This window comes from Nocardioides koreensis, assembly GCF_039531775.1.
GTDB lineage: Bacteria > Actinomycetota > Actinomycetes > Propionibacteriales > Nocardioidaceae > Nocardioides > Nocardioides koreensis.
On record NZ_BAAAQR010000011.1, the window covers coordinates 111,678 to 124,219 of the forward strand.

The 12,542-nt window shown below is 71.6% G+C and carries 11 protein-coding genes; 3 read left to right on the forward strand and 8 right to left on the reverse strand.

All coding sequences use genetic code 11. The features are described from left to right. Positions 1 to 2: 2 nt before the first annotated feature. The 8 genes from ABD268_RS16925 to ABD268_RS16960 all read right to left on the reverse strand — a co-directional run bounded on the left by ABD268_RS16925 (position 3) and on the right by ABD268_RS16960 (position 7,397). On the reverse strand, positions 3 to 533 hold the full coding sequence (locus ABD268_RS16925; RefSeq protein ID WP_344154858.1) for an RDD family protein: 531 nt from the start codon (positions 531 to 533) through the stop codon (positions 3 to 5). A gap of 93 nt (positions 534 to 626) precedes the next feature. After that, positions 627 to 1,580: an alpha/beta hydrolase gene (locus ABD268_RS16930; RefSeq protein ID WP_344154861.1), complete on the reverse strand. Its 954-nt coding sequence runs from the start codon at positions 1,578 to 1,580 to the stop codon at positions 627 to 629. Continuing rightward, the gene (locus ABD268_RS16935; protein ID WP_344154864.1) at positions 1,577 to 2,374 is read right to left on the reverse strand and encodes a glycerophosphodiester phosphodiesterase; all 798 of its coding nucleotides are present in this window, start codon (positions 2,372 to 2,374) and stop codon (positions 1,577 to 1,579) included. Before ABD268_RS16935 ends, ABD268_RS16930 begins: the two co-directional genes overlap by 4 nt. Next, entirely contained in the window at positions 2,371 to 3,090 is a 720-nt protein-coding gene (locus ABD268_RS16940) for a gamma-glutamyl-gamma-aminobutyrate hydrolase family protein (protein ID WP_344154867.1), read from the reverse strand. The genes ABD268_RS16935 and ABD268_RS16940 overlap by 4 nt, the downstream gene beginning before the upstream one ends. A gap of 2 nt (positions 3,091 to 3,092) precedes the next feature. Further along, a complete protein-coding gene (locus ABD268_RS16945; RefSeq protein WP_344154870.1) occupies positions 3,093 to 3,872 on the reverse strand; it encodes a 3-oxoacyl-ACP reductase in 780 nt (259 codons plus the stop codon). 23 nt (positions 3,873 to 3,895) lie between these two features. Further along, the gene (locus ABD268_RS16950) at positions 3,896 to 5,254 is read right to left on the reverse strand and encodes an aldehyde dehydrogenase family protein (protein ID WP_344154873.1); all 1,359 of its coding nucleotides are present in this window, start codon (positions 5,252 to 5,254) and stop codon (positions 3,896 to 3,898) included. Continuing rightward, entirely contained in the window at positions 5,254 to 6,636 is a 1,383-nt protein-coding gene (locus tag ABD268_RS16955) for a glutamine synthetase family protein (protein ID WP_344154876.1), read from the reverse strand. The genes ABD268_RS16950 and ABD268_RS16955 overlap by 1 nt, the downstream gene beginning before the upstream one ends. A 26-nt stretch (positions 6,637 to 6,662) precedes the next feature. Next, the gene (locus ABD268_RS16960) at positions 6,663 to 7,397 is read right to left on the reverse strand and encodes a FadR/GntR family transcriptional regulator (protein ID WP_344154879.1); all 735 of its coding nucleotides are present in this window, start codon (positions 7,395 to 7,397) and stop codon (positions 6,663 to 6,665) included. Positions 7,398 to 7,544: 147 nt separating this feature from the next. On the opposite strand from ABD268_RS16960, the gene ABD268_RS16965 reads away from it, so the two are divergent. The 3 genes from ABD268_RS16965 to ABD268_RS16975 are packed head-to-tail and all read left to right on the forward strand — an operon-like array spanning position 7,545 to position 12,513. Beyond that, entirely contained in the window at positions 7,545 to 9,152 is a 1,608-nt protein-coding gene (locus ABD268_RS16965; protein WP_344154882.1) for an amino acid permease, read from the forward strand. Between the two features lie 3 nt (positions 9,153 to 9,155). Further along, positions 9,156 to 10,073, forward strand: a complete 918-nt coding sequence (locus ABD268_RS16970) for a phosphotransferase (RefSeq protein ID WP_344154885.1) — start codon at positions 9,156 to 9,158, stop codon at positions 10,071 to 10,073. Beyond that, entirely contained in the window at positions 10,063 to 12,513 is a 2,451-nt protein-coding gene (locus ABD268_RS16975; RefSeq protein ID WP_344154888.1) for a GcvT family protein, read from the forward strand. Before ABD268_RS16970 ends, ABD268_RS16975 begins: the two co-directional genes overlap by 11 nt. The last annotated feature ends 29 nt before the right edge of the window (positions 12,514 to 12,542 follow it).

Consider the following 12,542-nt stretch of genomic DNA (forward strand, 5'->3'; position numbering starts at 1 on the left):
GCTCAGCCTTCCTTGACGACGTGGGTGCCGCCGGCGAACCGGTCGTGCCAGGCCTGCCGGTTGACGGTGTCGCTGTTGATGCCCACGGCGATCATGACGACCGCGACGAGCGAGGCGATCCCGCCCACGAGGCCGCCGATGACGGGCACCACGCCGAGCACGCCGAAGGCGACCCAGCAGTTGCGACGCAGGGACTGCTCCAGGGTCGGGTTGCCGCCCTGGGGGCCCAGCACGCGGAGCTTCATGACCATCTTGCCGACGCTCTGGCCGCGGGTGGACTCGAGGTAGCCGAAGTAGCCGAGGTAGAGCGCAGCGCCCAGCACGGCCGAGACCGCGGAGGCGGCGTACCCGGACGCGCCGTAGTACAGGCCGCTGCTGTCACCCATGACCGCCCCGACCACGATCCCGGTCACCACCACGCCGTCGACGACGGCGAGCAGGATGCCGTCGACGAGCCGGGCGAGGAACCGGTCGAGCAGCTCGCCGGGGCGGGTCCCGGTCCCGGGACCGGGCTGGGGAGTCTGGTCGGTCATCGCTGGTGCTCCTGGGCCGTCGTGCCCGAGCCGGGCACCTGTCGACAGCGTAGTTCGCCCGGTCCGGGTAGCGGGCCCGTGCCCGGATCGTTGTCAGTCGACGTACGCCGTCAGCCAGCGGCCGATCTGGTCGTACGCCGTGGCGCGCGGCCGGGGCAGGGACAGCACGACGTCGTGCCGGGCGCCGGGCACGGCGACGTAGGTGACGTGCCGACCGATGGCCGTGGACCAGCGCCGGATGTGCTCGACGTCGAGGACGATGTCGTGGCTGTGCACGTCGTCGTTCATGGCGGCCGGCAGCGTGGACCGGTCGGAGCTGAGCACCAGCACGGGACAGGCGACGTCCAGCCCGCGCTGGAGCCGGGCGTGGCCGTGCCGGATGGCGGCCAGCCAGCCGGCGAAGACCGGCCACGACTTCAGCGGCTTCCAGCTCAGGTCGAACTCCCACTCGCCGTCATGGTCCCGGTGCAGGCTGCGGGCGTAGAGGCCGTCGACCTTGCGCGGGATCTCGCGCCGGGGCGCGCGACGACCGAGCTGCTTGATGACCGTCGTCCCGACCGTCCGCAGCAGCGTGGAGCCCTGCAGGTCGAGCCAGGGCGAGTTGAGCACCATGCCGGCGAGCTCCCCGAGCCCGGCGGCCCGCTCGTCGGCCCACAGCGGCAGGACCAGGCCACCGGTGGAGTGGGCGCTCGCGACGACGTGGGTGTGGCCGTCCCGCTCGGTGATGCGGGTCCAGGCCGCGTCGAGGTCGGGGAAGTACTCGCGGAGGTCGCCGACGTAGTTGGGGGTCTGGTGCGGCCGGATGGAGCGGCCGTACTTGCGCAGGTCGAGGGCGTAGAAGTCGTAGCCGCGCTCGTTCCACCACTCGGCGTACCCGGTCTGGAAGAAGTAGTCCGCGAAGCCGTGGACGTGCAGCACCGCTCGCGTGGTCGGTCTCCCGGCGAGCCTGCTGACCAGGGTGGCGACGACGGGCCCCTCGTCGTCGTCGGGGAAGTCGATGGTCTCGGCCAGGTAGGGCTCGCCCAGGACGTCGGTTTCGGCGTTCACGGCTGGATTCTGGCACCCCGGATGGACAGCGCGAGCTCGGGACGGTTCGTGGTGACCATCCAGGCCCGTCCTGGCCGCAGCCAGTAGCGCAGCAGGAGCGGGTGGTCGACCGTCCACACCAGCAGGGGGAGCCGGGCCCGGCGCGCGAACCGGGCGACGCCCAGCAGGGCGAGCCAGTGGTTGGCGACGACGGCATCGGCGCGTGACTCGGCGAACCGCGGCGCGGGGAAGAGCTCGGACCACCGCGACCGCACCTGCTCGGCCAGGGGACGCCCGGCGACCGAGCCGCCGACCGACAGACCGGCCCGTACGCCGAGCCCCGCGGCGTCGGACCAGTCCCGGACCGCCCGGATCGCCTGGACGTTCCCGGTGGTGACGACGACGTTCGCCGGCCCCGCCAGCTCGACGGCGCGGGCCACGGCCGCGACCTCGAGCGCCCCGCCCGGCGACGCGTAGGCCTCCGCGGGGGACCGGAACTTGAGGTCGAGGTGGACGCCGGCCCGCCCGGCGAGCAGCCCGACCGCGTCCTCGAACCGGAGCGCGCCGGGCGCCGCCGCCGCGAACTCGTCGTACGAGAGCTGCGCGACCGGGCACAGCTCTCCACCGAGCAGCACCCAGGACTCGTGGCTGAGGACCAGCGTGCCGTCCCGGCAGCGGCGGACGTCGAGCTCGACGTACTCCGCGCCGGTGGCCACCGCGCGGTCGAGCGCGGCGGGCGTGTTCTCCAGGGCCGGGTCGTCGCGAGCGCCGTTGCGGTGGGCGCTGACGAGGACCGGCGCCGGAGCCGGCCTCACCGCCCGCGCCCGGCCGCGTAGGTCGCGGCGGCCCGGACCAGGCCCGCCAGCAGCCCCACGTCGGCGGCGGTCTCGGGGTGCCACTGGACGGCCAGCCAGAACCGGTCGCCCTCGGACTCGATGGCCTCGACGGAGCCGTCGCCCGCGTGCGCGCTGGCGACGTAGCCGGGATGCTCGAGCACGGACTGGTGGTGGTGGCAGCTGACGGTGAGCCGCTCACCCACCAGGGCGGCGACCCGGCTCCCACCCACCGTGGCCACCTCGATCTCGCCGAAGACGTCGCCGCCCGGGCTGTGCTCGTCGTGCTCGACGAGGTCGGGGGTGTGCTGGTGCAGGCTGCCGCCGGCGTGCACCGCCATCAGCTGCATCCCGCGGCAGATCCCCAGGACCGGCAGCCTGATCGCATCGGCGGCGTCGAGCAGGGCCAGCTCCCAGGCGTCCCGGTCCTCGCGCCAGCCGGCGGTGCGGGGATGCGGCTCCGCGCCGTACCGGGTGGGGTCGATGTCCGCACCGCCGCTGACCACCAGGGCGTCGAGGCGCGCGAGCACGGCGTCCGCGGCCTCCACCTGCGCGACGGGCGGCAGCAGCAGCGGCACGCCGCCGGTCTGCTCGACGGCCGTGGCGTACTGGGCGGGCAGCACATCGGCGGGCTGTCGCCACACCCCCCACGCGGCGTGCTCGCGGTAGGTCGTCAGGCCGATGACGGGGACGGCCATCCTCAGAGCGGCGTCACGTAGGCGCCGGAGATGCCGCCGTCGACGAGGAAGGTGCTCGCGGTGATGAAGCTGGACTCGTCGGAGGCCAGGAACAGCACGGCGTTGGCCATCTCCTCGGGCTCGGCGAACCGGCCGGCCGGGACGTGCACGAGCCGGCGCGCGGCCCGCTCGGGGTCCTTGGCGAACAGCTCCTGGAGCAGGGGCGTGTTCACCGGCCCCGGGCATAGCGCGTTCACGCGGACGCCCTGGCGCGCGAACTGCACGCCGAGCTCGCGTGACATCGACAGCACGCCGCCCTTCGAGGCGGAGTAGGAGATCTGCGAGGTGGCTGCGCCCATCACCGCGACGAACGACGCGGTGTTGATGATCGACCCCGACCCCTGCTCGAGCATGTGGGGGAGCGCGGCCTTGCAGCACAGGTAGACGCTGGTCAGGTTCACCTCCTGCACCCGCCGCCAGGCCTCGAGGTCGGTGTCGAGGATCGAGTCGTCCTCCGGCGGTGAGATGCCCGCGTTGTTGAAGGCGATGTCGACCGCCCCGTAGCTGTCCTTCGCGGTCCGGAACAGCGCGTCGACCTGCTCCTTGTCGGTGACGTCGACCTTCACGAAGGTCGCCAGGTCGGTCCCGCCCAGCTGGCCGACGAGCTCGTGGCCGCGCTGCTCGTCGATGTCACCGACCACGACCCGGGCGCCCTCCTCGACGAAGCGCTGCACGGTCGCCAGCCCGATGCCGGAGCAGCCTCCGGTGACGACGGCGACCTTGCCCTGGATGCGTCCTGCCATGTTCCCTCTGCTTTCGGTGCGGATCAGTGGGCGATGAAGACGTTCTTCTCCTCGGTGAACGCCATCGGGGCGTCGGGTCCGAGCTCCCGTCCCAGGCCGGACTGCTTGTAGCCGCCGAACGGCGTCCAGTAGCGCACCGAGGCGTGCGAGTTGACGCTCAGGTTGCCGGCCTCGACCGCCCGGGCGACGCGCATGCCCCGGCCCAGGTCGGCGGTGTAGATCGAGCCGGAGAGGCCGTACTCGGTGTCGTTGGCGAGCTCGACCGCGTGCGGCTCGTCGTCGAAGGGCATCACCGCCACGACCGGCCCGAAGACCTCCTCGCGCCAGATCCGGGCTGCGGGGTCCTCGGTGGTCACGACGCTCGGGGGCACCCAGAAGCCGTCGCCGCCCGGGGTGGTCCCGGCGATCGTCACCTCGACCTCGTCGAGGTAGCCCTCCACCGTGCGCTGCTGCTCCGCGGAGATCAGCGGACCCATCTCGCTGGCCTCGTCGCTCGGGTCGAGCACGCGCATCCCGGTCACGGCCGGCTCCAGCCGCGAGAGGAACTCGTCGTACGCCGACCGCTCGACGAGGATGCGGGACCGGGCGCAGCAGTCCTGGCCGGCGTTGTCGAAGACGGCGTACGGCGCCGCCGCTGCTGCGGCCGCGATGTCGGCGTCGGCGAAGACGATGTTGGAGCTCTTGCCACCCAGCTCGAGGGTCACCCGCTTCACCTGGTCGGCGCAGCCGGCCATGATCCGCTTCCCGACCGAGGTGGAGCCGGTGAAGCAGACCTTGCGCACCAGCGGGTGGGTCACGAAGCGTTCGCCGACGACCGTGCCCTTGCCGGGGACCACGGACAGCACGTGCTCGGGCAGCCCGGCCTCGAGCGCGAGCTCGCCGAGGCGGATGGCGGTGAGCGGGGTCAGCTCGGCCGGCTTGAGCACCACGGTGTTGCCGGCGGCGAGAGCCGGGGCGAATCCCCAGCCGGCGATGGGCATCGGGAAGTTCCAGGGCACGATGATGCCGACCACGCCCAGCGGTTCGTGGAAGGTGACGTCGGTGCCGCCGGCGACCGGGATCTGGCGGCCGAAGAGGCGTTCCGGAGCGCCCGAGTAGTAGTTGAGGCAGTCCCGGACGTTGCCGGCCTCCCACCGGGCGTTTCCCCAGGTGTGCCCGGCGTTGCGGACCTCGAGCCCGGCGAGCTCCTCGATGTGCTCGTCGACGACGGCGGCGAAGCGGCGCAGCAGCGCCGCGCGTTCCCCGGGGGCCACGGCCCGCCAGGTCGCAAAGGCCTCATGGGCACGCTCGATCGCGGCGTCCGCCTCCTCGACCGAGGCGAGGTGCACGTCGGTGACCGGCTGCGCGGTGGCCGGGTTCAGGACGGTGTGCGTGTCGGTCATCACAGCCTCTCGAATCCGCGTCGGAGCTCCCAGTCGGTGACGGCCGCGTTGTAGGCCGCGAGCTCCACGTCCGCCATGTTCACGTAGTGGTCCACCACGTCCGCACCCAGGGCCTCCTTGGCGACGGTGGAGGCGGCGAAGGCCTCGCGCGCCGCGGCCATCGTCGCGGGCACCCGCGGCCGGTCGGAGCGGTAGGCGTTGCCCACGAGCTCCTCGGGCAGGGGCAGCTCGTGCTCGATGCCGTGCAGGCCGCCGGCGAGCATCGCCGCCAGGGCGAGGTAGGGGTTCACGTCCGCCCCGGGCATGCGGTTCTCCATCCGGGCGGCCGGCCCCTCGCCCACCAGGCGCACTGCGCAGGTCCGGTTGTCGTGACCCCAGGCGATGGCGGTGGGGGCGAAGGAGGCGTCGGCGAACCGCTTGTAGGAGTTGATGTTCGGTGCGTAGAGCAGGGTGAAGTCGGCGGCGGTCGCCAGCACCCCCGCGACGAAGTGGTCGTAGAGCGGGGTGCGGCGCCGTGCCTCGTCGTCCCAGAACACCAGCTCGCCGTCCCGGCCCCGCAGGGACAGGTGGATGTGGCAGGAACTGCCCTCACGCTCGTTGAACTTCGCCATGAACGTGATCGACCTGCCCTGCTGGGCGGCGATCTCCTTGGCCGCGTTCTTGTAGACGGCGTGGTTGTCGGCGGTGGTCAGCGCGTCGGCGTAGAGGAACCCGATCTCGTGCTGCCCGAGGTTGCACTCGCCCTTGGCGCCCTCGACGTCGAGGCCGGCGTCGTACATGTGGTTGCGGATGCTGCGCAGCAGCGGCTCGGCACGGCTGGTGCCGAGGATCGAGTAGTCGACGTTGTACTGGTTGACCGGCGTCAGGTCCCGGTATCCGCTGAGGTGCGCCTGCTCGTACGACGTGTCGAAGGCGATGAACTCCAGCTCGGTGCCGGCGAGGGCGACCCAGCCGTGCTCGGCGGCGCGGTCGAGCTGGCCACGCAGGATGGCGCGGGGCGACTGGACCACGGGGGAGTGCTGTGCTCCGTCCGTGGGAGGCCAGACCAGGTCGCACTGCACCATGGCCGTGGCCGGCAGGTGGGTGAGGAGTCGGATCGTGTGGTGGTCGAGGACGAACTCCATGTCGCCGTAGCCCCGGTCCCACGAGGAGATCGCGTAGCCGTCGACGGTGTTCATGTCGACGTCGACGGCGAGCAGGTAGTTGCAGCCCTCGGTGCCGTGGTCGACCACGTGGTCGACGAAGTAGCGCCCGTGGAGCCGTTTGCCCTGCAGCCGTCCCTGCATGTCGGTGAACGCGACCACCACGGTGTCGATCTCGCCGTCCTCGATGCGACTGACGAGCTCGGTCATGGTGAGGTACCGCTCGTTGCGTGTTCCCAAGGCACTCTCCTGCCGATGGTCGGGGTTCAGCCCACCAGCCCGCGCAGGAGCGCGGCGGTGTCGTCGCAGTGTTCCTCCATCACCGTCCGGGCCCGGTCGGCCCGGCCCGCGAGGACGGCACGCACCAGGGCGGCGTGCTGGCGGTCGGAGTGGGCGATGTTGGCCTCGAGCACCGGGATCGCCAGCAGCATCTCGTGCAGGGTGGCCTGCACCGAGGTCACCGCCTCGATCAGGCGGGCCGAGCCGGTCAGCGCCGCGAGCGTCAGGTGGAAGCGCGAGTCCGCCTGGCGGTGCTGGGCCGGCTTGCGGGCCGACGCGACGGCCCGATGGGCCTCCTCGAGCTGCGCACGCGCGGCCTCCGAGAGCTGCGCGCGCGCCGCCAGGTGGGCCGCGCCCGGCTCGACGATGCGGCGGAAGTCGAGCGCGTCCAGCCAGTCCCGCCGTCGCTCGGCGGACGTGCGCGCCGCGGCCCGCGCCGAGGGCGTCCGCGGCTTGAGGGTCACGACGGTCCCACCTCCGCGACCGCGCCTGGTCTGCACCAGTCCTGCCTGGCGCAGGGCGGCGATGGCCTCGCGCAACGTCGCCCGAGACACCTTGAGCCGGGCGGCGAGCTCACGCTCGGAGGGCAGTGTCGAGCCGAGCGGGTAGACCCCGAGCCGGATGGTGGTGGCCAGCTGCTCCACGCACGCCTCGAAGGCGTGGTGCCCGCGCACGGGCCGCAGCACCGCCTCGGTGAGATCGTGCGCGGGCGCGGCCGTCATGCGCTCATCCTTGGCCTCGGTCTTCGGGGTGTCAATGCTGAAAGGTCTGAGTTCAGACCAACTTTGGGTACGACTATTTACGACCCTCTCGGAGCAGGTCTAGCCTCCGATCAATCGGCTCCGTTCACCCCGAGAAGGTGTGTCACCATGCCTGAAGCGCACGAACCAATCGCGGAACACGAAGTCCCCCCGCACCTGACGGAGGACGAGAAGCACCTGGCGAGACTCGGCTACAAGCAGGAGCTGAACCGGAGCTGGTCCGGCTTCTCCAACTTCGCCATCTCGTTCTCGATCATCTCCATCCTCGCCGGCTGCTTCACGAACTTCGGTGCCGGATTCAACAACGGCGGCCCGATCTCGATCTCGTGGACGTGGCCGATCCTCGGGCTGCTCATCCTCATGATCGGCTTCACGATGTCCGAGCTGGTCTCGGCCTACCCGACCTCGGGCGGCATCTACTGGTGGGCGTCGAAGCTCGGTGGGCCCGCGGCCGGCTTCTTCACCGGATGGCTGAACCTGATCGGGCTGATCGCGGTCACCGCGGGTGTGTCCTACGGCTGCGCCACGTTCATCGACCTGACGATCAGCACCTACTCGGACTCCTACGCGAACGACTACTCGCTGGGGCGGGTCTTCCTCATCTTCGTGGTCGTCCTCGCGCTGGGGTCGTTGCTCAACATCTTCAGCGGCCACCTGATGGCGATCGTGAACAACGTGTCCGTGTGGTGGCACGTGGTCGGCGCCTCGGTGATCGTGCTGATCCTCATCTTCGTCCCCGACCAGCACCAGAGCGTCAGCTACGTCTTCACCGAACGTTTCAACAACTCCGGGTACGGCGGAGGCAGCACGAGCAGCCTCGCCTTCTGGTTCGCGATCGTGCCGTTCGGCTTCCTGCTGACGCAGTACACCATCACGGGCTTCGACGCCTCCGCCCACCTGTCGGAGGAGACCTCGACGGCATCCAAGGCCGCAGCGAAGGGCATCTGGCGATCCATCGCGTACTCGGTCCTGGGCGGCTACATCCTGCTGCTCGCGGTGGTCTTCGCGATCCCGGACAACGCGCAGGGACAGCCGGACAACGCCCTGGCCGGCACGGGGGTGGCGCCGATCTTCGTCGGGGCCCTGGGCAGCAACTGGGCCACCTTCGTGCTGTTCATCTCGGCCTCCGCGCAGTTCTACTGCGCCACCTCCTGCATGACCTCCGCCTCGAGGATGACCTTCGCCTTCAGCCGCGACGGGGCCATCCCGGGTTCGGGCTACTGGAAGAGGCTGACCGCCAACCGGGTCCCGGCGCACGCCGTGGTCGGGGTCGCCGTGGTCAGTGCCCTCCTCACCCTGCCGGCCCTCATCGAGGTCAACGTCAACGGCACACCGGTGCCGCTGGCCTTCTACGCCGTCACCTCGATCGCGGTCATCGGCCTCTACCTCGCCTTCGCGATCCCGATCTGGCTGCGCTGGCGGCACGGCAGCAAGTTCGAGCTCGGCTCGTGGAACAACGGCGCGAAGTACAAGTGGATGAACCCGCTGGCGGTCGCCGAGATCCTGATCGTGTCGATCTACCTGATGATGCCCTCCACGCCGGCCGCGAACCCGTTCCGCGACGAGTTCGAGTGGAAGTTCGTCAACTACGCGCCGATCGTGACGCTGGGTGCGCTGCTGCTGCTGACGATCTGGTGGTTCGCCTCGGCCCGGAAGTGGTTCACCGGTCCCAAGCACACCATCGACGAGGCGGTCGTCGAGGCCTTCGACGCCTGAGTCGTGACCTCGACCGACGCGGAGCTGGAGGCCCTGCTCGACCGGATCCCGGTCCTGCAGGGTCGTCCGCGCACCGTGACCGACCTGCCCGGTGGCCTGACCAACCGCAACCTGCACGTCACCACCCCCGAACGGGACGTCGTCGTTCGCGTCTACCGCGGAGACCCGGACCTGCTCGGGATCGACCGGGACGCGGAGTGTGACAACTCTCGCGCGGCGGCGGCCGCGGGCGTGGGCCCGGGCGTCGTCGACCACCTGCCGGACCTCGGCGTGCTCGTCATCGACTACCTCTCGGGCAGGACCCTGACGAACGCCGACTTCGCGGACCCCGGCATCCTCGCGCGGGTGGCGGCCGCGTGCCGGCAGCTGCACGACGGCCCGCGCTTCACCGGTGACTTCGACATGCTCGCCCGCCAGGCGCGCTACCTCGCGACCGTCCGGGAACGCGGCTTCCCGCTGTTCGCGCGCTACACCGACTTCCTGGAGCCGTTCGAGCGCGTGAAGGCAGCGCTGGGAGCCAGGCCGCGGCCGACGGTCCCGTGCAACAACGACCTGCTCGCCGCCAACTTCGTCGACGACGGGGCCAAGATCTGGGTGATCGACTACGAGTACTCGGGCAACAACGACCCGTGCTTCGAGCTCGGCAACACCGCGACCGAGTGCGATCTCGACGGTGACCAGGTCGAGGCGCTGGTGACCGCCTACTTCGGCCGTCGCACGCGCCACGAGCTCGCCCGGGTCCGGCTCCAGTCGCTGGTGTCGGAGTACGGCTGGGCGTTGTGGGGCGCGATCCAGGCCGCGGCCAGCCCGATCGAGGCGGACTTCCACACCTGGGGTGAGTCACGCTTCGAGAAGGCGGCCACCACGTTTACCAGCCCGCTGTTCGAGCGGCTGCTCGAGGAGATCGGTCGTGACGACTGAGCTGCCCTCCCGGGCCCGCGTGGTGGTCGTGGGCGGTGGCGTGATCGGCACGTCGGTGGCCTACCACCTGGCCGGGCTCGGCTGGACCGACGTGCTGCTGCTCGAGCAGGGCTCGCTCTCCTGCGGCACGACGTGGCATGCGGCCGGGCTGGTCGGCCCGCTGCGGGCCTCGGAGAGCGGCACCCGTCTGGTTCAGTACTCCGCGGAGCTGTACTCCTCACTGGAGGCCGAGACCGGGCAGGCGACCGGCTACCGCAACGTCGGCGGGGTCATCGTCGCCCGGACCGAGGACCGGATGGTGCAGCTGCGGCGCACGGCGGCCAACGCCGCGGCGTACGACATGGAGTGCGAGCTGCTGACCCCGCGCCAGGCCGGTGACCTGTGGCCCGCCATGGCCACCGACGACCTGCTCGGGGCCATCTGGCTGCCGGGAGACGGCAAGGTCAACCCGACCGACCTGACCATGGCGCTGGCGCGGGGCGCGCGGATGCGGGGCGCGCGGATCGCCGAGCGGGTGCGGGTCCTCGGCCTCACGGTGGCGGGCACGGCCGCCGGGCGTCGGGTCACGGGCGTGCGGGCCGAGGTGGCGGGGGAGGAGCACCTGGTCGAGGCCGAGGTGGTGGTCAACTGCGCGGGGCAGTGGGCCAAGGCCCTCGGCGACCAGGTCGGGGTGACCGTGCCCCTGCACTCCGCGGAGCACTTCTACGTGGTGACCGAGCCGATCGCCGGCGTGCACCCGGGCCTGCCGATCATGCGCGACCCGGACGGCTGGACCTACTTCAAGGAGGAGGTGGGCGGCCTGGTCGTCGGCGGGTTCGAGCCGGAGGCCAAGCCGTGGCGGTCGCCGGCCACGATCCCGTACCCGTTCGAGTTCCAGCTGCTCGAGGAGGACTGGGAGCACTTCTCGGTGCTCATGGACGAGGCGGTGCGCCGGGTCCCGGCGCTGGCCGACACCGGTGTCCGCAAGTTCTACAACGGCCCCGAGTCGTTCACCCCGGACAACCAGTTCCTGCTCGGGGAGACGCCCGGGCTGCGCGGGTTCTTCGTCGGCGCGGGGTTCAACTCCGTGGGCATCGCCTCCGCCGGTGGGGCGGGCCGGGCGCTGGCCGAGTGGGTCGTCGAGGGCGAGCCGAGCACCGACCTGGTCGGGGTCGACGTGCGCCGGTTCGCGCCGTTCAACGCCAACAACACCTGGCTGCGCTCCCGCGTGGCGGAGGTGCTGGGCCTCCACTACGCGGTCCCGTGGCCCAACCGGGAGCTGGAGACGGCGCGCCCGTTCCGGTGCTCACCGGTGCATGACCGGCTCGCCGCTGCCGGCGCGGTCTTCGGGTCGAAGATGGGGTGGGAGCGGCCCAACGTCTTCGCGCCGGCGGGGTCGCAGGCGCGCCTGGACTACACGTGGGGCAAGCCGTCGTGGCTGCCCTGGTCGGCCGCGGAGCAGCGCGCCACGCGGAGCGACGTGGCGGTCTTCGACCAGACGTCGTTCTCCAAGTACGTCCTGGCGGGGCCCGGCGCGCTCGGCTGGCTCCAGTGGGTGTGCGCGAACGACGTCGACGTCGAGCCAGGTCAGGTGGTCTACACGCCGCTGCTGAACCGGCGGGGCACCTACGAGGCCGACCTGACGGTCACCCGAGTGGGCCCCGAGGAGTTCCTGCTCGTCAGCAGCTCGGCGGCCACCGTGCGCGACCTCGACTGGCTCGAGCGCCACCGGCCGGACGGCTGCGGGGCCACCCTCACCGACGTCACGACGGCGCACGCCGTGCTGGGGGTGATGGGGCCGCGGTCCCGCGACCTCCTGCAGCCCCTGACCGACGCCGACCTCGGTGACGAGGCGTTCCCGTTCGCGACCAGCCGGGTGGTCTCCCTGGGGTTCGCGACCCTGCGCGCCACCCGGATGACCTACGTCGGTGAGCTCGGCTGGGAGCTGATGGTCCCGGTGGAGCTGGCGACCGGGACCTACGACCTGCTGAAGGCCGGGGGAGCGACCGACGCCGGCTACTACACGATCGAGTCGCTGCGCCTCGAGAAGGGCTACCGCGCCTTCGGCCGCGAGCTGACCCCCGACTACGGCCCGGTCGAGGCGGGGCTGGTGTTCGCGACGGCGCTGAGTCGCGGGAAGGAGTTCCTCGGCCGTGCCGCGCTGGAGACCCACCGAGCTGCCCTCGCTGCCGGCGGACGGCGCCGGCGCCTGGTGTCCTTCGTGGTCGACTCGCCCGAGCCGATGCTGTGGGGTGGCGAGCTGGTCCTGCGTGCCGGCGTGCCCGTCGGTCAGGTCACCAGCGCAGCCTGGGGCGAGACCGCGGGCGCGTGCGTCGGCCTCGGCTACCTGCGCCACGACGGCCCGGTCACCCATGACTGGCTCGCCTCCGGCGGCTTCGAGGTCGACGTCGCGGGGGAGCGGTACGCCGCACGCTGCTCGCTGCGCGCGCCGCTGGCCTAGCGGTTCCTCGCCGCAGGAGTGGTGCTGGC